Here is a 16,196-nt window from a genome sequence, read left to right as displayed (position 1 = left end):
GGCCCCGCCGACGACCAGCTCACGCTGCGCTGGAACATGCTCGGCGGCCAAACCATCGTCGAAACACTCGCCCAGCTCCGCGACGCCATCCTCGGCACCAACGACCGCGGCAAGACAGGCGCACTCTGATGGCGAACGACGCCACCGGCCGCTGGATCGGCCTGGGCGTCGGCGACGCCGACAACCCCTCCACCCCGCGGACCGCCCCGAATTGGCACGCCATTGAACTACTCACCGGCAAACTGCAAGCCAAATTCCAGTGGGCCCGCGACATGGGCGTCATCACCCGCAGCGACTACGACCTCATCACCGCCGAAGCCGTCGGCGAATTCTGCCGCCGCACCGGCCTGCCCATCGTCGTCGACGCCGCAGGGCACCCCGCCGCCAACCTGACGATGCGAACCCGGCTCGGCAGCTACCCGCCACCCACCCCGCCCACGCACGCACTGTTCACCGTGCGCGGCACCGGCGGCATCATCGGCGCCGACTACACCAGCCAGATCGCCCAAGCGCTCCCCGGCGTCTACCACGAGCACCCGATCGACTACCTGGCCGCGATGGGCGGCATCCCCGTCGGCGCAGCCAACGACCCCAACGCCCCCAGCGGCAACGAATGCGCCGACCAGGCCTGCCAGATGCTCGCCGACGCCGTGCTCAGCTCGTCGGTGACGTTCGCCGTCGCCGGGTACTCACTGGGCTGCAAGGGGCCGGTGCTGTTCCTCAACCGGCTGTTCGACCCGGCCGATCCGCTCTACCCGCACCGCGACCGGCTGGTGTGCGTGGTGCTGATCGCCGACCCCTGGCGCCCGTTCGGCCAGTCGTTCTACCTCGGCCCCAAGCCCAGTGGGCAGGGCATCGGTGCCCCGTACTTCACCATGAGCGACGCGGCGATCGCCGCGCTGGGCTGGCGGTGCTGCTGGCTCACCCACCCCGCCGACCTGTACACCAACGCACCACTCGGCGGCACCGGCCAGGTGCTGGCCGACTTCGAAGAGATCGTCCTCAACACCGAAGTCTCCGACCCGCTCGCGACAATCCAGCGCGCCATCCCGCCGCTGCTGCAGCTCGTCACCAAGGACGCCGGCCTGAAATCCGTGCTCGGCGGCAGCGGCGCACTCGGCCTCCTGACCGCCATCGCGGGCGGGGGCACCGCGCTCACGGCCGGGCTCGTCGGCCTGCTGCTGCCCGTCCTCGAGGGCGGCTTCCAGGGCCTCATCAGCGGCGTCTCGGGCAACGGCACCAACCTGCCCTCGGGCGTGGCCGCCGACGTCCAGGCCGCCATCCTCGCGCTGAAATTCTACGGCGGCGGCATCGCCCCCCATTTGAGCTACCACAACACCGCGTGGGGCATCGGGCCGCAGACGTTCCTGCAGCTCGGCATCCAGCACTGTGCCGACTGGGCCGCCAACGTCCCTGTCGCCGCATAGCGGCCTGACCCGCCGCCAGTTCCTGGCGCTGCCGCTGGCGCTGGCCGCGCTGCACCGGGTTGTAGCGCAGCCGAGTGACATTCCCCTGAAACCGTTTCAGCCCGATGTCACACCCGCCACCGCACCACTGCGCGGTACCTACGCCGACTGGCCGCGGCCCGGCTGCCCGCCATTTCAGCTCTAAACCTACTGCCAGCGCTATCGGGCCGCTGACCTGCAGGTTTCTTTTAGCTCGAAAGGAATCAGATGGCCAAGAGCGAACTGTTCACCGGCGACTTCTGGCAGCGTGCCATCACGCAAGCCGTCCACTTCGCCGCCGGCGGCGCCCTAAGCCCAGCGCTGGACGCCCAGGTCAAAGCCGGACACCTCACCGGCAGCCTGCCCTACAGCCTCATGGGGTTAGGCGCGATCGCAGGCGCGGTCGTGTCGATCCTCGTCAGCCTGTCCAGCGTCAAAGTGCCGGGCACACCGCCCGCGTCGTTCATCCCAGCCAAGTTCTTCACCTCGGAGACGGACGCCGACCCGACCGGCAAGCCGTGACCCGCGACCTGCTGTCCGCGCTCCCCACCTCGGTCGTCGGACTCATCGCGCTGCTCATCCTCGCGATCGCCCCGATCGCGACGGCCTGCGTCCCCATCCTGCTGCACCGCCAAACCCGGCAGAAGGTCGACGACAGCACAAAGGATCTCGACGAGAAGCTGGAAGGCGTGAAGTCCACCATCGACGACGTCAGCTACCAGGTGAAGAACGGCCGCAAGACGAACCTCCGCGACGACCTCGCCGAGGGCATCCGCATGATGAGCGTCCTCCGCGAGGCCGTCGAGAAGCTCCAAGACGAGCACCTGCGCGGCATTCACGGCCAGCTCGCCGACATCGCGAAAGACCTCGGCCGGATCCGCGACGAGATCGGCGAGGAACGCACCGCCCGCCGCCACGAGATCGCCGACGAACGCCGCGCCCGCAAAGAACTCGAAGCGCTGGTCCGCGCATACCACCCCGAACCAGGGGCATAAGGGGAGAGACCTCGGGGGAGGGAGTTGGGAGGATGTGCCTGACCTGACCTTGGTAGCCGGGTGACCTTGTGCTCCCCGGCGACGCGCCCACGTCACCACTGCCGTTGACGGACCGTATCGTGATCGCTCTGGATCAGCTGCGGATCGCCCGGGCTGCCGGTGACCTCGACAGCGAATACGCATGGGAACAGCGCCTCGACGCGCTCGTGGACAGGCTGCCGCGATGAGCGTCTGTGTCTGCGGGCATCCCCGCGCCGACCACCAGCGCCGCGCCATGGCCCGGCCCATGCCACGCCGCCAGCCCCTCTACCCCGTCGGCGACGCCATCAACAGCATCGTGGCCACCCACCCGAACGCGCCGTGGGAACGCAACGAATGCGCCTACGGTTGCTGCGACTACCTCGAAGATCATGCGGCCGGGAGATAAGGCGTGGCTGGCGCTGGTCGGCGGCGTCGCGCTCTGGGACGTCGTCGCCCCGCCCAAGCAGATGCTGTCGCAGCGATCAGCCGACTACTGCGATGCGCACCCGGTGCTCTGGCCCGCCGCGATCGTCTACGTCGCAGGGCACCTCATGCACGTGTGGCCTGAACGCTACGACCCGCTGTCGCGGCTCGCGGCGGTGTTCGGGCGCTGAAAAAATACCGGAAAACATACCGGCCCCCTGCTGGCATCTGCTCCCAGCAGGGGGCTTTCGGCGTTTCCGCGCGGGCATTCGTCACGTCTGGTGCCATGACCCGCAGCCGTTCGTCATAAACACGAGCCGCACGCCGTGGCTCTCGCCGGTGAACGAGGACGTGTCACTGAGCGGTTGGATGTTGACCCGCGGGGAAGTGCCGCTGTCGAGCAACTCGCCCGCCGCGTACCGACTCACGGCGTTGATCGACCACCGGCACCGACTGGTGCCGCCCACCGACTCCCAGATGCCCCAGTCCTTACCGTCCAAGCCGCCCATCCGGTAGGTGCCATCACCTGGCATCGTCCGAGACGGTGGCGGCGTGGCGGTTATGGTGGCGCCAGAGGGCGCTGGCGTCGGGGGCCGCGCGTCAGGCGAAGGAGGTGCCACAAAATCCTTCACGATCACGACGGCGAGCACCACCACCGCGATAACGCCGAAAGCGACCATGGCATAGGCATGGTTCATGCCTTTCGGGGCATCCGCTTTTATGACCGCCGGCTGTGCCAGTCCCTCGGCCGACCACGCCAACTCGACGCGCGCAGTCGGCGTGACGTCGGGCAACGCCACAGTTTCGTCGTCGGCAGCACTGATGGCAGGCTTATCAGCGGAGACGTCCTCGACGTCCATGCACGAAGAGTAGCGCGGCGAAGGTCACCGCGGGCGAAGTTTGCGCCGTAGCCCGCGTTTACGCCGCGCCGCGAAACGGGTCGAGACGCTCGACTGCCTCCTGCCGCCGGAAGTCGGATACCTTCGTGTAGCCCTGCGTGGTCACCAGCGACTTATGTCGCAGGATCTCCTGCACCGTGCGCAGGTCGGCGCCGTCGTCGAGCAACGTAGTCCCCATCCAGTGCCGAAGGCTGTGAGGCGTCCCGCGCGCACCGGCCCGCTGCATCGCGTTCCCGATGATCGTCGACACACTCTTGCCGAGCACGTGATCCCCGGGCCGGGTCGCATTCGCAGGGAACCACCAGCCGCGCCGCGGCATGTCCATCGCCACCTCGGTCAGCAGCGGGTGCAGCGGCAGCCACTTGCGTGTTCCGCCTTTGCCGGTGACGAACATTCGCGGCGCCGACACGTCGATGTCCTCGCCGCGCACCCGCGCGATCTCCGACACCCGCAGCCCAGCCAGCGCGGCGAGCAGGACCATGACCCGCGTCCGGTGGTGCATCCGCGTCAGCAGCAGCCGCATCAGGTCGTCATCGCTCACCGGCCGCGGGGTGCGCTCGGGATATTTCGGCGCGGCGACTTTGACCATCGGATTGTCCGCGCGATAGCCCATGACGTTGAGCCACTTAAACCACGCACGAAGATGCGAATGGTATGTGGCGGCGGTTGAAGCTGACCATTCGGTGTGTTTTCCCATCCATCGAACTATGTCAATAGAGGTGGCTGAGAGTGCGCCGGTGGGGCTCTCCACCCGGAACTGTGCGACGACCCGAATCCGTTCTGTCACAGTAGCTTCCGATCTGCGTGCGGCCAGCTGCCACAGCATCCACTCTTGCAGCAAAGGATCCGGACCGGTCATTTTTGCCCCCTGGTAAATTAGCTGCGGAACCCGTCTCCGCCAGCATTGCGAACGTACCCGAAAGTTTGGAGAACCCCCGTTACCGACGGGTTTTCTTAGGTTCCGGACAGCTAATTCCGATGGTTACGCGACGTTCATCAGCCCTGTAATCCTGAGTCCTGCGGTTGGGTCATCTTCCGGGCCGTCTCCAGGACCGCGACGTCGCCGGGGGCCTGGCGGGGGCGGTGGTTTGCCAGCTGGGGCGTCATCGCCGAGTATCCAGCTAACCGGTACTCCGCACGCCAACGACCAGGCGTTTAGCGTGATGCGCCGCGGTTTGACGACGCCGGTCTCGGCGTTGCCGACCGTGTTGCGGGAGACGCCGATCAGGTCGGCCAGCTCCTTCTGCTCGAGGCCCGCGTATTCGCGGGCGATGCGCAGGCGGTGACGGACCTCGATTGGAGGCACGTTCCCCGAATCGTAAGCGGTGGTCATGTGCTGAATGTTATGCACAACTATGCACCGGCGCAAGCGCTAAGTCTTGTTCATAAGGTGAACAACTTTGCAACACGCCGAAAGTTTGCACTTGCACAACTTTGCCTCAAGTCCTAACTTGTGCTCATGCCCAAAGTTCCCCCGCTGTCAACTTCCGAGGCTGAGAAGCAGAGCGGGACACCTAAGCGCACCATCATCGCCGCCATCAACCGCGGCGAGCTGAAGGCAAACAAGCTGCCCGGGCTGACCGGCGCCTTCTTGATCGAGCAGCGTGACCTCGACAAGTGGGTGCAGAAGCGCAACGCCGCGAAGGCGTCAGCATGACCGCTGCACAGTTATGCAACTCCGGTAAGGTCTGCGGTACCGCCCCTATAGCTCAGTTGGTAGAGCAACAGACTTTTAATCTGTGGGTCCTCCGTTCGAGCCGGAGTGGGGGCACCAGCCCCGACGTCGACCAGTTGCCGCCACGCATGCGCGCCAAGGTCCAGCTCGAACTCTGCCCGGTCCCCGACCTCCCCGGCTTCTGCTGGGGATGGACCGGCGCCCTCACCAGCAAGGGCTACGGCAGCGTCGGCCACGAAGGTCGCGTCTGGTCAACCCACCGCCTCGCCTACGAGCTGCTCGTCGGCCCCATTCCCGGCGGCCTCACGATCGACCATCTCTGCCTGAACAAACCGTGCGCCAACCCCGCGCACATGGAACCAGTCACGCGCCGCGTGAACGTCCAGCGTGCCCACGCTGACCGCCTGCGCTGCCCCCAGGGGCATCCCATGGCAGGGCCGAACCTGGTCATCCGCGCCCGAGACGGCGGACGTCGCCGTACGTGCCGAGTGTGCCAATACGACTGGCAGCGCAACCGCTATCACCGCGTGAACTCCGGCCGGCCACTGCGGTCGACCGCGACAAAGCGCGCATTAATCCTGGCCGAGGCCGAGGCTGCCCTTCGTCTTGAGCTGGCCTCCGCATGACCGCCGGCTCTGGCTTGTTCCTCCGCGGCCTCGACGACCTCCTGGCCGAGGCCTCCGCCCGCCCCGGCGTGCTCGCGGTCCTGGACGCCGCTGACGGGCTGCACCGCCAGATCGAGGACGCCGAGTACCGGGCGTCGTTCGCGCCGCCTCCGGAGTTCTACGCCTGCTGCCCGTGCGGGTCGGTGATGGAGATCCACGGCGAGCTGGACGCCGACGACCTGGACGCGATCCGCGACTGGAACCTGGACCACGAGGCATGCGGGGACGAGTCGTGACCGCCTTGGCGTACCTCGAGTCGAGGGTGACGAAGAAATTCGCTGAAGCCGCTGCCGCGCGCCCCCCAGTCATACCCCCCTCTGCTCTCGACGAGATCCGGAGTTGGTTCCCGCTGCCGCTGCCGCCGCTCCCCCCGGGGACGCTGCAATTCCCGCGTGAGCAGTGGGTCACTTACCCGAATCGGCGCCTGGTCACGCTGATGACGATCGACCGCGCTTTGGACTCTGAGCTGACAGACGAGCAGTGGGCGCAGGTCGCGTTCCTGATGCAGTACGGCGGCCGGGAGCGTGTCGCATGACCGACGCCACCGCCACCCTCGCCGCCGTGTTCGCCGTCCTCGCTGTCGCTGGCGTTCTGCGGATCGACCGCCCCGCCCCACCGGTAGCGCCCGCACCCGTCACCCCAGATCCCGCCGTGGCGCAACTGTTCCTGCCTGACCCACACGCGGATCAGGGCGTGGTGTGCGTGCCGTTCATGAACCTGCTGAGGCTCGCGGGATGCCCGCAGGTGCTGGTATGAAGGCGCCTCGTTCTTCCTCTGCTGACGGCGTGGCCGCGTCGACCCTCGTGGCCCCGCAGCTGAGGAACGCCCCGCGCGCGGTTACCGCCCCCCTGGGCCGTCGCGCGGGGCAACCAGCATCCCGCCGGAGGTCGCGATGATCAACGACCCGTCGTCGTTCCTGCCGGCACTCGACAACGCGCCTGTCCTCGACGACTTCCCACGATGCGATCAGCCGCACTTCGGCGCACGCTGCACCGAGCCCGCCGGCCACGAGCCCAGCGACCACCGCGACGTTGATCCACACGGCCGAGAGCTGGCCCGCTGGTACGCCACCGCACCCATGCCGGGTGACCCCACTGGGGTGCGCGCCGAGATCGGTGAACTCCGCCGGCGACTCGGCGAAGCGATAGGCGCGGCGACCGCGGCGCGGGCCGACGCCCGCCTGTGGAAAGCGCGCGCGGAGCGCGCCGAGGCCGCCCTGTCGCGCGCGATCACTGAGCGCGACGTCGCCCGCTACGACCTCGACACCGCGCGGGCGGTGAGTTCGTGAATCTGATCCGCACGCTGGCCTCCGCGGCCACCACCGTGACATCCCTGGTGTTCCGTTCCCCGTTCGATGCTGCTGACGAGCTGTGGGACTCCGCGGCGCCGAAGCGCGATGCCGCCGACAAGGTGGCCGAATCCCCTGCCCCCACCCCGCTGAAATGCGCCGTGTGTTTGTGGCGCCAATTCCTCGACGTCGAACTCGATACTCCGTTCCGTCAACCCATCTCCCCAGCTGTTACCACCGTCGACGGCACCGCATTGTGCGCGCCGTGCATGGAGGACTTCCAGCGAAACCGGGACCCGTTCACCGCCGCCGAAAGCATCGTCCGCGCAGGCAATCCCGAAGCATTCTCACACCGAACAGGACTCCTCCCCAGCCCTCAAGCAGTCGGGGGCGACAACGGGGTCGAGAGGCCCGCGACGGATCCGCACAACGGCGCGGGCCACCCAAACGGAACGTGCACGGCGGTGCACATCTGGTCCAGCGCCAGCGGCCGGGGCGCATGCATCTGCAAACGCCCGTACGGCCACCCCAGCCCGCACCGCAACGGTCTCGACTCCTGGACCGCCGACGAAGCCATCAGACCCACCAAGTAAGCGGCCCCGCGCTGCGCGAACAGCCGGGGCCACGGCCAACGAGAAAGGAACCATTTCCCGTGAGCGACTCAATCCTAGACCGTGAGGCCCCGCCTGACGCGGTAGCCGACGACTTCGCCGCTGATCTCGACCTGCTCCGCCAGGACGTCGACATCATCTGCGGCGTGCTGGACCTACTTCAGGGCGAGGACCGCGACCGGATCGTGCACCGGCTACTGCTCGCCGATGCGATCGACCAGACGGAAACGTGCTTCGCGACGGAGTGGCTCGACGGCTACCTGTTCGCGGCCGGCTGGCCGGACCGCGCGCGGGGCACGCTGCCGCAGCGGATGCTCGAGGCGGCCGACACCCTCGAAGAGCTCGGCGCGCAATTCGGCTACGCCAACCCCGACCAGTCCGGCTGGTCCGCGGCGGAGCTGCGCGCGGAGTCCCCGCACATCGCGGCGGCGTCCGCATGATCGACTTCGCCCCCGATACCGACTTGGACAACGTCGCGGCGGTCGCGCTGACCACGGCCGAGATGGTCCGTGAGAGTGACCCGCAGCGGATCTTCAGCGAGCTGGTCCAGCTGTGTCAGTGGCATCCGGCGAAGGCCGCGCAGCTGATCATGGTGCTGGCGGTGTGGTTCGACGATGCTCCTGACGAGATCCTCGACGGCCGCGCCGCGGCGATCGGAAACCCGCAGATCGACTGGTATGCCGTCGGGTTGGTGGTCAACGAGCGGGTGCGGCGTATCGGCTGCCGCCTCAACCGGTTAGAGCGCCGCGAGGTGGTGCGCCGCCTGTCGGGGCAGATACCCGACGTGGAGATCGGGGAGTTGCTGGGCGTCGGCAAGTCCGCCGTTCAGCACCTGCGGTCCTACATGGCGAAAACGGCGGTCGCCTCATGACTTTCGAGATCGGAGATCGCGTGTGGTGGCCGGTCACGGGCGACGGCAAGGTCCAGTTCGGGACTGTCGCGGTTCTCGAGGAACGCCCCGGCGTGCAGCCCGACGGCGACAAGTATCTGCTGTACCTTGACGCCGACCAGCTGCACATCGAGCCGCTACCGGACGGGGTCTACAGGACGTTCGGCTACATGCCTGAGCCGCACCGCCTGTCGCCGCACGGTGCGAAGAAACTACTGCAGCCGGGCGGCCCAGCGAAGTTCGACTGGGAGCGGCGCCACCCGCGGCCCCCGAAGCCCGCGTTCGACTTCGGGGGCGTCGTGCACAACCTCGTCCTGGGCGAGGGCGATCAGTACCTGGTGCTCGACCCCAACATCCACGGTCTGAAGAAAGACGGGACGGTGGCGGACAATCCGGCCGCTACCGCGGGATGGAAAGCGGCGGTCGAGCGGGCGCGCGCCGACGGGTTGACGCCGATCAGCGCCGACGACTACCAGAAGGCCCTCGACATGGCCCAGGAGGTTCACCGGCACCCCGAAGCGGCGCGCCTACTCGCCGAAGGCGAACCCGAAGAGTGGCTGTACGCGACCGAGCCCCGGACCGGGCAGCCGATCCGGATGCGGACCGACTGGAAGGCGCGGCCCGACCGCCAGCTGTGGATCGTGGACTACAAGTCCGCGGTCGACGCCAGCCGGGAAGCGTTCAGCCGCAAAGCATATGACTTCGGCTACCACCTGCAGTTCGCTTTCTCCGTTGTCGCGGCCCGCGCACTTGGCCTCGACGAGTGGCCGGCGATGGTGTTCATCGTCCAGGAGAAAGACCCGCCCTACCTGGTCGCCGTACACGAACTCGACGCCGACGCATTCCGCAAAGGCTACGAGGACATGCTGTGCGCGATCGGGATCTTCCAGGGGTGCACCGAGACCGGGATATGGCCCGGCTATCCACCCGAAATCCAGTCAGTCCCATTGCCGCCGTGGGCTTTCCGCGCGGACTACACAGACACCATCAACTAGCCGACAGGAGCAGCACACCATGACCGCAACCCAGGACTACCGGCCTGTCTCGCAGAACCGCACCGTCGCGAAGGCGGGTAACAACCTGCGCGCCGAAATCCAGAAGATGGAACGCCACTTCCAGCGCGCCATGCCGCAGGGCTTCGAGGCGGTGCAGCTCGTCCGCGACGTGTTCACCTGCCTGAGTACCAACCCGAAACTCGCGGAATGCGAGGTGCAGTCGGTACTCGGCGCCGTGATGACGTGTGCGCAGCTCGGGCTGCGTCCCGGTGTCGGCGTCCTCGGGCAGGCGTACTTGGTGCCGTTCTGGGATGGTCGCGCCGGGAAACGTAAGGCGCAGTTGATCATCGGATACCAGGGGTTCATCGAACTCGCCTACCGGACCGACAAGATCGCGTCGATCCACGCCCGCACCGTCTACGACAACGATCACATCGAAATCGAGTACGGCGCCCACGAAGACAAGTTCATCCACCGCCCGTACCTCGACGGGTCGCGCGGCGGCCAGCGCCTGTTCTACGCCGTGGGCCGCACCACCAACGGCGGCTACTCGATGACCGACCCGATGACCCTCGAGGACATGGAGAAGCACCGCGACCGGTACGCCACCGCCCGCAACCGACAGGGCCAGGTCGTGGGGCCGTGGGTGGATCAGTTCGAGGGCATGGCCCACAAGACGACGATCCGGCAGCTGATGAAGCTGCTGCCGAAATCCACTGATATTCAACGCGCGATGACTCACGACGGCGGGGTCCGCGTCGATATCAGCCCCAACGTGATCGACGACGAACCGGACTTCGTGGACGGGGAAGTGGTTGACGAGCCCAGCTCGGCGTCCGCCGCGCCGCCACCCGCACCCGAGCAGCAGCAGGCCGACCCGCCGTCGGCCGACACTCCTGCGGAGCCACCGGGTGCGCCGACGGAGTCCACGCCCGGCCAAACCGAACGCGTCGCCCAAGCACTCGACAACGCGCGCGCCGAAGCCGCGGTGGCCACCCGCCAGGACATCACCCGTCTGCGGCAGATCCGGGCAGCCGAGAAGTACGACACCGACGAAGACTGGGCCGACTTCGTCTTCAACATCACCGGCGCCCGCGTCCAATCCGATCGGCAGCTCACCCACGATCAGGCGCAGAAGATCATCGCCGAATTCAACGAAGCCGCCGAAGCCCCAACCGCCGCAACGGAAGAACAGGAATAGCTCATGGCCCTCGTCAAAACCAAACCCGCCGACACTCCCTCATCGAACGACCTCGACAACATCCCCGACGACCTACTCGGACCGGTGCCCGCCATCATCCAGGCGTTCGGGAAAGACCTGTTGATCATGGACAAGCCGCCGCAGCCCGGCGAGCTGTTGAAGATCGAAATCACGTTGCGCTGCAAAGACGAAGGCCGCGAACTGCTCGATGGCGGCGATTTCAAGCACTACCGCAAGTGCAAGTCCCTCGGCGCGCACGTCACCGTCGAACCGTACACGCCGGACGACGACGATCCCGCGATGATCGACCGGGACGGCAACATCCCCGACGACGAGCACCAAGACGACGTTCCGGACGACGACCTCGGCGAGTTCGACCCCGAGTTCTCACACAACACTGCAACGAAATAGGAGTAACCGCAATGTCTCTCGACCTCGACCGCATCACCCACCCTTTGCGTCTCGCCGCTGGATCGCACGAGCCGGGCAGCGGCAAGGGCTGCGCAATGAACGTCATCAGCTACATCAACGGGGACACGAAGATCACCGACTTCCCGGCGTGCTCGGCGCGCCCGTTGGCGCGGCTGGTGCAGAGCCTCAACGACCGCCTGGCCGGCGCCGATGGGTTCCTGTCGCCCGAGAACAGTGTGTTGGTGCTGGATTTGGGTTGGCTGACGGTGGGCACCGCGGACACTCCGCGGCGCGTTGTCTGGCGTTGGCTGGCCGACCTGTTGATCGACCCTGAGCACGGCGTGGTGCGGTATGCGCGGCCGGATGGTGCTGTGGCGGTCCGGCGGGTGGCTGCGCTATGTGTCCGTGAGGCGAACGGTGAGGCGGTGACGCGCGCCGAGTGGAACGAGGCGCGCGCCGCTGCCTATGCCGCTGCCGCTGCCTATGCCGCTGCCGCTGCCTATGCCGCTGCCGCTGCCTATGCCGATGCCGATGCCTATGCCGCTGCCGCTGCCTATGCCGCTGCCGCTGCCTATGCCGCTGCCGCTGCCGCTGCCGCTGCCGATGCCGATGCCGATGCCTATGCCGCTGCCTATGCCGCTCGAATCACCTTCACCCGCTGGGCCATCGAACACTGGCGCAAGCTCGCCGGACTCGACCAGCCCACCGATATCAGCACCACGGCCGTCAACGACGCGCTGACCAGCATCGGCTGATCTTCCATGACCGCCACGATCTCCCACGGCTTTTACGTCGCCTCCCTGGCCGTGGATGAGATCTTCGCCGACCCCACGTATCAGCGCGTCCTCGACGTCAACCGCGCCCGGGCGATGGCCGCCGACTGGGACCGACGCCTCGCCGGCATCGTCGAGGTGTCCGACCGTGGCGCCCACGCCTCCCCGCGGTACGCGGTCGTCGACGGCCAACACCGATGGGCCGCAGCGAAACTCCTACGGCCCGCCCCCACACTCGTCGCCAACGTCCACGAAGGCCTCGACCTGCCCGAGGAAGCAGCGCTGTTCGACAAGCTCAACCGGCAACGTAAGCAGCCCACCACCTGGGACCACTGGCGGGCCCGCCGCGCATCCGGCGACGCCACCGTGTTGGCGATCGAGAAGCTCGCCGAGCGACACGAGCTGCGCGTGCACGAGCAGTCCGGCAAGGACGGCGTCATCACCTGCGTGACCACGCTCGAAAAAATCGCCGCCTCGGGCGGTGGTCTCGATCTGCTGGACGCCACCCTGAACTTGCTGACCAGCACCTGGGGTAACCAGCGCGAAGCCTACGACTCACCGATTGTGCACGGCATGGCCATGGTCATCGCCACCTTCGGCGCCGACAAACGCCTCAACGGGCAGCGTCTCGTCGACGCCTTGACCGAGACCCCCCCCCGACGAATCCGGTTTCAAGCGTCCGCCATGCGTGACAGCACACCGGGATCGTTGGCGAAGCTGACCGCGATCACGCTGCTGAACCAGTACAACAAGCGGCCGGGCCCGCGGCTGTTCTTCCCGCAGCGGTGGACGGGTGCACTTCCGAAAGGTAAGGCGGCCAAGGGGTGACCAACTGGGCGGCTGAACTATTTCCGCAGCACACCAAGCACTCGGGCGCCGCGGCGGTCATCGAAGCCGCGGACTCCGCCCGCGCAGAGATGCACCGAAGCATCGCGGCCGAGCGCGACGCCCAGGTGCTCGACGAGCTCGACCGCATCGACACGCAAGACGAACACGAGTGGGGCCGAGGCTGGTGACGAATGGCTGACAAGACCGACATCGAATGGACCGACGCCACCTGGAACCCCGTAACCGGGTGCACGAAAGTTAGTGCGGGATGCGACAACTGCTATGCCGAGACGTTCGCAGAGCGCTGGCGTGGCACACAGGGCCACTACTTCGAACGCGGCTTCGACGTCCAGCTCCGCCCGGACAAGCTCGCGCTGCCGCTGCGCTGGAAGAAGCCGCGGCGGATCTTTGTAAACAGCATGTCTGACCTGTTCCACGACCAGGTGCCCGACGACTACATCGCCCGCGTCTTCGCCGTCATGGCGGTTGCACCCCAGCACACCTTCCAAGTGCTCACCAAGCGACACGGACGCATGCGGTCGCTCCTGACTAGCAGTGCATTCCAGACTGCGGCGGCCGAGCACATGCTGACGATCACGGACGCAGACGAGATGAAGGACGTCGGGGATCCGTTCCCGCTTCCTAACGTCTGGTTGGGCGTCAGCGCCGAGAATCAGCAATGGGCCAACATCCGCATACCCGCGCTACTCGACACCCCGGCCGCGGTGCGATTCCTCAGCGCTGAACCACTACTCGGGCGAATCAGCATCTTCGCCAGATCCAGCATCGACCGTGATCCCGGCCTTGACTGGGTCATCGTCGGCGGCGAATCCGGCCGCGGCGCGCGGCCGATGTATCCAGGCTGGGTACGAGCGCTCCGCGACGAATGTGTCCGCTCCGGAACCGCGTTTCTGTTCAAGCAGTGGGGCGAATGGGGGCCAAGCCTTGGCCGCTCACGCTCACAGTGCCTCGTGTGGCCGGACGGGACATTCCGCGAATTCGACCACACCGCCAACTCATTCGAGACAGGCATTCCGCTGACACCGCCCGGCTGGTGCAACTCGGAGCGCGTCGGCAAGAAAGCCGCCGGCCGGCTGCTCGACGGCCGCACCTGGGACCAATACCCACAGGCGGTGACCCATGCCTGAGCCCCGTGTTATCGAGTACGAGCACTACGACCACGTCGTCGACTTCCTCCACGCACCACCCGAAACCCACAACATGTGCTGCTACGGCGCCGCTTTCACCGACGGCGAGAAATGCACCTGCTGGACCGCCATCGTCGAACCCGAACCAACCCCCGACGTCCAAGAAGGCCCCATGGCCGTCAACGCGCGCCGCTGCCACGACTGCGCCTACCGCCGCGACAGCCCCGAACGCCAACGCATGGACGGCGACACGATGCCTTACCGACCCGGAGGGATCTTCACCTGCCACGTTGGCATGCCGAAAGCCATCGCATTCGTCCACGACTGCGGCGAACGGCAAGAAGTCCCGCCCGGTGTAGAGAACGACGACTACCGGCCTGTCGAGAACGCTGACCGGGCCTGGCGGGCAGACGGGCGCCCCGCGATCGTGTGCGCCGGATGGGCCGCCGACGACCGCGCATACCAGGCAGCACAACACCGACGAGCTGCTGAGGTGCAAGATGTCTGATCTCATCGCCCGCGCCGAATCCGCGCTGGAAGATGTCACCGAAGGGCCGTGGCACTGGGCGGGTAAGACACTAGAGGGCGGTCCAGATGGGTGGTGCGCCGTCCTTGAACCGGGCCGGGTTGAATGCGCATCATATTGCTACGGCGGTACTTCCGTTATCGAGGGCGACAACCTCGACCGCGACCAGCAGTTCATCGCCGCTGCCCGCACCCTGGTCCCTGAACTCGTCGCCGAACTGAAAACCGCACGCGCGGAACTGGGGCGGCGGCGAATCACTACCGTCGAGGAACTCGAAGCGCTGCCACCCGAGTCCATCATCAAGACCGAGGGCGGCTCTGTCGCCTGCCGGTTCTACGACCGCGTCCACGGCGTCGTCTTCGGCGACGACCGGCCATTCGCATGGACGCGGTCACTGGCCGGCGAACTGCCCGCCATCGTGCTCTGGACACCGGAGGCGAGCGATGCCTGAGCGAATCCAGCTGCGCCGCACCAAAGGCTGGCGCAAACCCGAAACCGCCATCGTCGTCGCACGACCAAGCAAGTGGGGCAACCCGTTCATCCTCGGCCGCACCTACACACGGGACAGCGAATTGTGGCGGTACATCGAACGCGCATTTCCAGCACCCCGCATCGGGTGGGACACGTTAGACAGCCTGACCATTCGGGGGCGCCAATTCGCAGTAGATGCGTTCGCCTACTGGCTCCCCGAAATGCCGCCACTGATGTGCTCCCTCGACGAAATCCGTGGTCACGACCTCGCCTGCTGGTGCCCACTCGTCGACAAGCACGGGAACCGGTTCCCGTGTCACGCAAATGTTCTGCTTGAACTCGCCAACCCGGGATGGGCGCCATGACCGAGATAGCCCACAAGACGCGTGGCCAATTCCGGGACCAGTTCGAATTGCCCCACGATGGTGTTGCAACTGCGGCAAAGCAACCCGCGAACACGACCCGTCGTGTGGCAGTGATCGACCACCAGTTCCCGATCGGCCGAGCCACACAAAAGGCAGCAGCCACCCTGGGCCGCTCGCATCGCCTCGACTTGTTCGGGCGTCAGCTGGTATTTCCTCATCAGCCGGGCGCGCAAGTCTTTTGCCTTCGCGGCACCGGGGTTCTGTCGTCGCCACTCACGCAGCCGGGTGTTCCGCTGGTCTTTGTTCGCTTGTCCATAGTCCCGGTTACGGACGCTTGTGCACGTCCGGCACTCTCGCCGACGCTTGCCCCACTCGCTGAACTTGGACTCGTCAAGCCTGAGATCGCAGCGCCTACAGGTGATCACCAACTCATCGTGGCATGGCCGCATGACATATCTGCGGATCTCGACCAGCCCTGCCACGCCGACGTCCTGCTTGAGATCGCCAATGGGTGAGACCGCGGACCTGCTTGCGCGCCTGCAGCGGCACTACATCAAGCCCGGCGAG

General features: G+C 66.7%; 28 protein-coding genes and 1 tRNA gene. 25 read left to right on the top strand and 4 right to left on the bottom strand.

Features of this window, described 5'->3' with window-relative positions; translation table 11 throughout:
* The first annotated feature begins 128 nt into the window (after positions 1-128).
* The 5 genes from AC5Y5V_RS30645 (at position 129) to AC5Y5V_RS30625 (ending at position 3,075) form a co-directional block, all read left to right on the top strand.
* On the top strand, positions 129-1,427 hold the full coding sequence (locus AC5Y5V_RS30645; RefSeq protein ID WP_499942738.1) for a hypothetical protein: 1,299 nt from the start codon (positions 129-131) through the stop codon (positions 1,425-1,427).
* 246 nt (positions 1,428-1,673) lie between these two features.
* Entirely contained in the window at positions 1,674-1,967 is a 294-nt protein-coding gene (locus AC5Y5V_RS30640; RefSeq protein WP_499942736.1) for a hypothetical protein, read from the top strand.
* Complete coding sequence (locus AC5Y5V_RS30635; protein ID WP_499942734.1) at positions 1,964-2,440, top strand: hypothetical protein; 477 nt, start codon at positions 1,964-1,966, stop codon at positions 2,438-2,440. The genes AC5Y5V_RS30640 and AC5Y5V_RS30635 overlap by 4 nt, the downstream gene beginning before the upstream one ends.
* A gap of 223 nt (positions 2,441-2,663) precedes the next feature.
* Positions 2,664-2,867: a hypothetical protein gene (locus AC5Y5V_RS30630; RefSeq protein ID WP_499942732.1), complete on the top strand. Its 204-nt coding sequence runs from the start codon at positions 2,664-2,666 to the stop codon at positions 2,865-2,867.
* Positions 2,851-3,075 (top strand): DUF7427 family protein, encoded by a 225-nt coding sequence (locus AC5Y5V_RS30625; RefSeq protein WP_499942731.1) that lies wholly within the window; start codon positions 2,851-2,853, stop codon positions 3,073-3,075. Before AC5Y5V_RS30630 ends, AC5Y5V_RS30625 begins: the two co-directional genes overlap by 17 nt.
* 81 nt (positions 3,076-3,156) lie before the next feature.
* Here the strand turns inward: AC5Y5V_RS30625 and AC5Y5V_RS30620 are convergent, their stop codons facing one another.
* From AC5Y5V_RS30620 to AC5Y5V_RS30610, 3 genes are all read right to left on the bottom strand, one after another.
* Positions 3,157-3,744: a hypothetical protein gene (locus tag AC5Y5V_RS30620; RefSeq protein ID WP_499942729.1), complete on the bottom strand. Its 588-nt coding sequence runs from the start codon at positions 3,742-3,744 to the stop codon at positions 3,157-3,159.
* A gap of 58 nt (positions 3,745-3,802) precedes the next feature.
* On the bottom strand, positions 3,803-4,396 hold the full coding sequence (locus AC5Y5V_RS30615) for a tyrosine-type recombinase/integrase (RefSeq protein WP_499942728.1): 594 nt from the start codon (positions 4,394-4,396) through the stop codon (positions 3,803-3,805).
* 369 nt (positions 4,397-4,765) lie between these two features.
* Positions 4,766-5,116 carry a helix-turn-helix transcriptional regulator gene (locus AC5Y5V_RS30610; protein WP_499942726.1) on the bottom strand — a complete coding sequence of 117 codons (351 nt, stop codon included), beginning with the start codon at positions 5,114-5,116 and terminating at the stop codon, positions 4,766-4,768.
* A 126-nt stretch (positions 5,117-5,242) separates the two neighbouring features.
* Between AC5Y5V_RS30610 and AC5Y5V_RS30605 the strand changes: the two genes are divergently transcribed.
* The 20 genes from AC5Y5V_RS30605 to AC5Y5V_RS30510 all read left to right on the top strand — a co-directional run bounded on the left by AC5Y5V_RS30605 (position 5,243) and on the right by AC5Y5V_RS30510 (position 15,629).
* Complete coding sequence (locus AC5Y5V_RS30605) at positions 5,243-5,440, top strand: helix-turn-helix domain-containing protein (protein WP_499942725.1); 198 nt, start codon at positions 5,243-5,245, stop codon at positions 5,438-5,440.
* A 41-nt stretch (positions 5,441-5,481) separates the two neighbouring features.
* Positions 5,482-5,557 (top strand) — tRNA-Lys (locus AC5Y5V_RS30600).
* A 29-nt stretch (positions 5,558-5,586) separates the two neighbouring features.
* Complete coding sequence (locus AC5Y5V_RS30595; protein WP_499942723.1) at positions 5,587-6,084, top strand: HNH endonuclease signature motif containing protein; 498 nt, start codon at positions 5,587-5,589, stop codon at positions 6,082-6,084.
* Entirely contained in the window at positions 6,081-6,359 is a 279-nt protein-coding gene (locus AC5Y5V_RS30590; RefSeq protein WP_499942720.1) for a hypothetical protein, read from the top strand. Before AC5Y5V_RS30595 ends, AC5Y5V_RS30590 begins: the two co-directional genes overlap by 4 nt.
* Positions 6,356-6,658 carry a hypothetical protein gene (locus AC5Y5V_RS30585; protein ID WP_499942719.1) on the top strand — a complete coding sequence of 101 codons (303 nt, stop codon included), beginning with the start codon at positions 6,356-6,358 and terminating at the stop codon, positions 6,656-6,658. The genes AC5Y5V_RS30590 and AC5Y5V_RS30585 overlap by 4 nt, the downstream gene beginning before the upstream one ends.
* Positions 6,655-6,879 carry a hypothetical protein gene (locus tag AC5Y5V_RS30580; RefSeq protein ID WP_499942718.1) on the top strand — a complete coding sequence of 75 codons (225 nt, stop codon included), beginning with the start codon at positions 6,655-6,657 and terminating at the stop codon, positions 6,877-6,879. The genes AC5Y5V_RS30585 and AC5Y5V_RS30580 overlap by 4 nt, the downstream gene beginning before the upstream one ends.
* A 136-nt stretch (positions 6,880-7,015) precedes the next feature.
* Complete coding sequence (locus tag AC5Y5V_RS30575) at positions 7,016-7,411, top strand: hypothetical protein (RefSeq protein ID WP_499942716.1); 396 nt, start codon at positions 7,016-7,018, stop codon at positions 7,409-7,411.
* Positions 7,408-8,004: a hypothetical protein gene (locus tag AC5Y5V_RS30570; protein WP_499942715.1), complete on the top strand. Its 597-nt coding sequence runs from the start codon at positions 7,408-7,410 to the stop codon at positions 8,002-8,004. Before AC5Y5V_RS30575 ends, AC5Y5V_RS30570 begins: the two co-directional genes overlap by 4 nt.
* A 59-nt stretch (positions 8,005-8,063) precedes the next feature.
* Positions 8,064-8,462: a hypothetical protein gene (locus AC5Y5V_RS30565; RefSeq protein WP_499942713.1), complete on the top strand. Its 399-nt coding sequence runs from the start codon at positions 8,064-8,066 to the stop codon at positions 8,460-8,462.
* The gene (locus AC5Y5V_RS30560) at positions 8,459-8,893 is read left to right on the top strand and encodes a hypothetical protein (RefSeq protein WP_499942712.1); all 435 of its coding nucleotides are present in this window, start codon (positions 8,459-8,461) and stop codon (positions 8,891-8,893) included. The genes AC5Y5V_RS30565 and AC5Y5V_RS30560 overlap by 4 nt, the downstream gene beginning before the upstream one ends.
* Positions 8,890-9,906, top strand: a complete 1,017-nt coding sequence (locus tag AC5Y5V_RS30555) for a PD-(D/E)XK nuclease-like domain-containing protein (RefSeq protein ID WP_499942711.1) — start codon at positions 8,890-8,892, stop codon at positions 9,904-9,906. The genes AC5Y5V_RS30560 and AC5Y5V_RS30555 overlap by 4 nt, the downstream gene beginning before the upstream one ends.
* 19 nt (positions 9,907-9,925) lie before the next feature.
* Positions 9,926-11,107, top strand: coding sequence for a recombination protein RecT (gene recT / locus AC5Y5V_RS30550; RefSeq protein WP_499942709.1), 1,182 nt, complete (start codon positions 9,926-9,928; stop codon positions 11,105-11,107).
* 3 nt (positions 11,108-11,110) lie between these two features.
* Positions 11,111-11,518: a hypothetical protein gene (locus AC5Y5V_RS30545; protein ID WP_499942708.1), complete on the top strand. Its 408-nt coding sequence runs from the start codon at positions 11,111-11,113 to the stop codon at positions 11,516-11,518.
* An 11-nt stretch (positions 11,519-11,529) separates the two neighbouring features.
* Positions 11,530-12,273 carry a hypothetical protein gene (locus AC5Y5V_RS30540; RefSeq protein WP_499942707.1) on the top strand — a complete coding sequence of 248 codons (744 nt, stop codon included), beginning with the start codon at positions 11,530-11,532 and terminating at the stop codon, positions 12,271-12,273.
* Positions 12,274-12,279: 6 nt separating this feature from the next.
* Positions 12,280-13,119: a DUF6551 family protein gene (locus tag AC5Y5V_RS30535; protein ID WP_499942706.1), complete on the top strand. Its 840-nt coding sequence runs from the start codon at positions 12,280-12,282 to the stop codon at positions 13,117-13,119.
* Positions 13,116-13,307, top strand: coding sequence for a hypothetical protein (locus AC5Y5V_RS30530; RefSeq protein ID WP_499942704.1), 192 nt, complete (start codon positions 13,116-13,118; stop codon positions 13,305-13,307). Before AC5Y5V_RS30535 ends, AC5Y5V_RS30530 begins: the two co-directional genes overlap by 4 nt.
* A gap of 3 nt (positions 13,308-13,310) precedes the next feature.
* On the top strand, positions 13,311-14,267 hold the full coding sequence (locus AC5Y5V_RS30525) for a DUF5131 family protein (protein WP_499942702.1): 957 nt from the start codon (positions 13,311-13,313) through the stop codon (positions 14,265-14,267).
* The gene (locus AC5Y5V_RS30520; protein ID WP_499942701.1) at positions 14,260-14,775 is read left to right on the top strand and encodes a hypothetical protein; all 516 of its coding nucleotides are present in this window, start codon (positions 14,260-14,262) and stop codon (positions 14,773-14,775) included. The genes AC5Y5V_RS30525 and AC5Y5V_RS30520 overlap by 8 nt, the downstream gene beginning before the upstream one ends.
* Positions 14,768-15,244 (top strand): hypothetical protein, encoded by a 477-nt coding sequence (locus AC5Y5V_RS30515; RefSeq protein ID WP_499942699.1) that lies wholly within the window; start codon positions 14,768-14,770, stop codon positions 15,242-15,244. Before AC5Y5V_RS30520 ends, AC5Y5V_RS30515 begins: the two co-directional genes overlap by 8 nt.
* Positions 15,237-15,629 (top strand): DUF4326 domain-containing protein, encoded by a 393-nt coding sequence (locus tag AC5Y5V_RS30510; protein ID WP_499942698.1) that lies wholly within the window; start codon positions 15,237-15,239, stop codon positions 15,627-15,629. The genes AC5Y5V_RS30515 and AC5Y5V_RS30510 overlap by 8 nt, the downstream gene beginning before the upstream one ends.
* Here the strand turns inward: AC5Y5V_RS30510 and AC5Y5V_RS30505 are convergent.
* Positions 15,581-15,808: an endonuclease domain-containing protein gene (locus tag AC5Y5V_RS30505; RefSeq protein ID WP_499942740.1), complete on the bottom strand. Its 228-nt coding sequence runs from the start codon at positions 15,806-15,808 to the stop codon at positions 15,581-15,583. The two genes, AC5Y5V_RS30510 and AC5Y5V_RS30505, sit on opposite strands and share 49 nt — an antisense overlap.
* Positions 15,809-16,196: the final 388 nt, after the last annotated feature.

Source organism: Mycobacterium sp. NGS68 (genome assembly GCF_059812195.1).
Note: the sequence above shows the minus strand (reverse complement) of the source record. Positions and strands in the feature narration are given on the sequence as shown.

Bases quoted from the DNA above. Each gene is read 5' to 3' on its own strand.
- AC5Y5V_RS30645 (WP_499942738.1), top strand. From the start codon at position 129: ATGGCGAACGACGCCACCGGCCGCTGGATCGGCCTGGGCGTCGGCGAC.
- AC5Y5V_RS30640 (WP_499942736.1), top strand. From the start codon at position 1,674: ATGGCCAAGAGCGAACTGTTCACCGGCGACTTCTGGCAGCGTGCCATC.
- AC5Y5V_RS30630 (WP_499942732.1), top strand. From the start codon at position 2,664: ATGAGCGTCTGTGTCTGCGGGCATCCCCGCGCCGACCACCAGCGCCGC.
- AC5Y5V_RS30625 (WP_499942731.1), top strand. From the start codon at position 2,851: ATGCGGCCGGGAGATAAGGCGTGGCTGGCGCTGGTCGGCGGCGTCGCG.
- AC5Y5V_RS30620 (WP_499942729.1), bottom strand. From the start codon at position 3,744: ATGGACGTCGAGGACGTCTCCGCTGATAAGCCTGCCATCAGTGCTGCC.
- AC5Y5V_RS30615 (WP_499942728.1), bottom strand. From the start codon at position 4,396: ATGGGCTATCGCGCGGACAATCCGATGGTCAAAGTCGCCGCGCCGAAA.
- AC5Y5V_RS30610 (WP_499942726.1), bottom strand. From the start codon at position 5,116: ATGACCACCGCTTACGATTCGGGGAACGTGCCTCCAATCGAGGTCCGT.
- AC5Y5V_RS30605 (WP_499942725.1), top strand. From the start codon at position 5,243: ATGCCCAAAGTTCCCCCGCTGTCAACTTCCGAGGCTGAGAAGCAGAGC.
- AC5Y5V_RS30595 (WP_499942723.1), top strand. From the start codon at position 5,587: ATGCGCGCCAAGGTCCAGCTCGAACTCTGCCCGGTCCCCGACCTCCCC.
- AC5Y5V_RS30590 (WP_499942720.1), top strand. From the start codon at position 6,081: ATGACCGCCGGCTCTGGCTTGTTCCTCCGCGGCCTCGACGACCTCCTG.
- AC5Y5V_RS30580 (WP_499942718.1), top strand. From the start codon at position 6,655: ATGACCGACGCCACCGCCACCCTCGCCGCCGTGTTCGCCGTCCTCGCT.
- AC5Y5V_RS30575 (WP_499942716.1), top strand. From the start codon at position 7,016: ATGATCAACGACCCGTCGTCGTTCCTGCCGGCACTCGACAACGCGCCT.
- AC5Y5V_RS30560 (WP_499942712.1), top strand. From the start codon at position 8,459: ATGATCGACTTCGCCCCCGATACCGACTTGGACAACGTCGCGGCGGTC.
- AC5Y5V_RS30555 (WP_499942711.1), top strand. From the start codon at position 8,890: ATGACTTTCGAGATCGGAGATCGCGTGTGGTGGCCGGTCACGGGCGAC.
- recT (WP_499942709.1), top strand. From the start codon at position 9,926: ATGACCGCAACCCAGGACTACCGGCCTGTCTCGCAGAACCGCACCGTC.
- AC5Y5V_RS30545 (WP_499942708.1), top strand. From the start codon at position 11,111: ATGGCCCTCGTCAAAACCAAACCCGCCGACACTCCCTCATCGAACGAC.
- AC5Y5V_RS30540 (WP_499942707.1), top strand. From the start codon at position 11,530: ATGTCTCTCGACCTCGACCGCATCACCCACCCTTTGCGTCTCGCCGCT.
- AC5Y5V_RS30535 (WP_499942706.1), top strand. From the start codon at position 12,280: ATGACCGCCACGATCTCCCACGGCTTTTACGTCGCCTCCCTGGCCGTG.
- AC5Y5V_RS30525 (WP_499942702.1), top strand. From the start codon at position 13,311: ATGGCTGACAAGACCGACATCGAATGGACCGACGCCACCTGGAACCCC.
- AC5Y5V_RS30520 (WP_499942701.1), top strand. From the start codon at position 14,260: ATGCCTGAGCCCCGTGTTATCGAGTACGAGCACTACGACCACGTCGTC.
- AC5Y5V_RS30515 (WP_499942699.1), top strand. From the start codon at position 14,768: ATGTCTGATCTCATCGCCCGCGCCGAATCCGCGCTGGAAGATGTCACC.
- AC5Y5V_RS30510 (WP_499942698.1), top strand. From the start codon at position 15,237: ATGCCTGAGCGAATCCAGCTGCGCCGCACCAAAGGCTGGCGCAAACCC.
- AC5Y5V_RS30505 (WP_499942740.1), bottom strand. From the start codon at position 15,808: ATGCGAGCGGCCCAGGGTGGCTGCTGCCTTTTGTGTGGCTCGGCCGAT.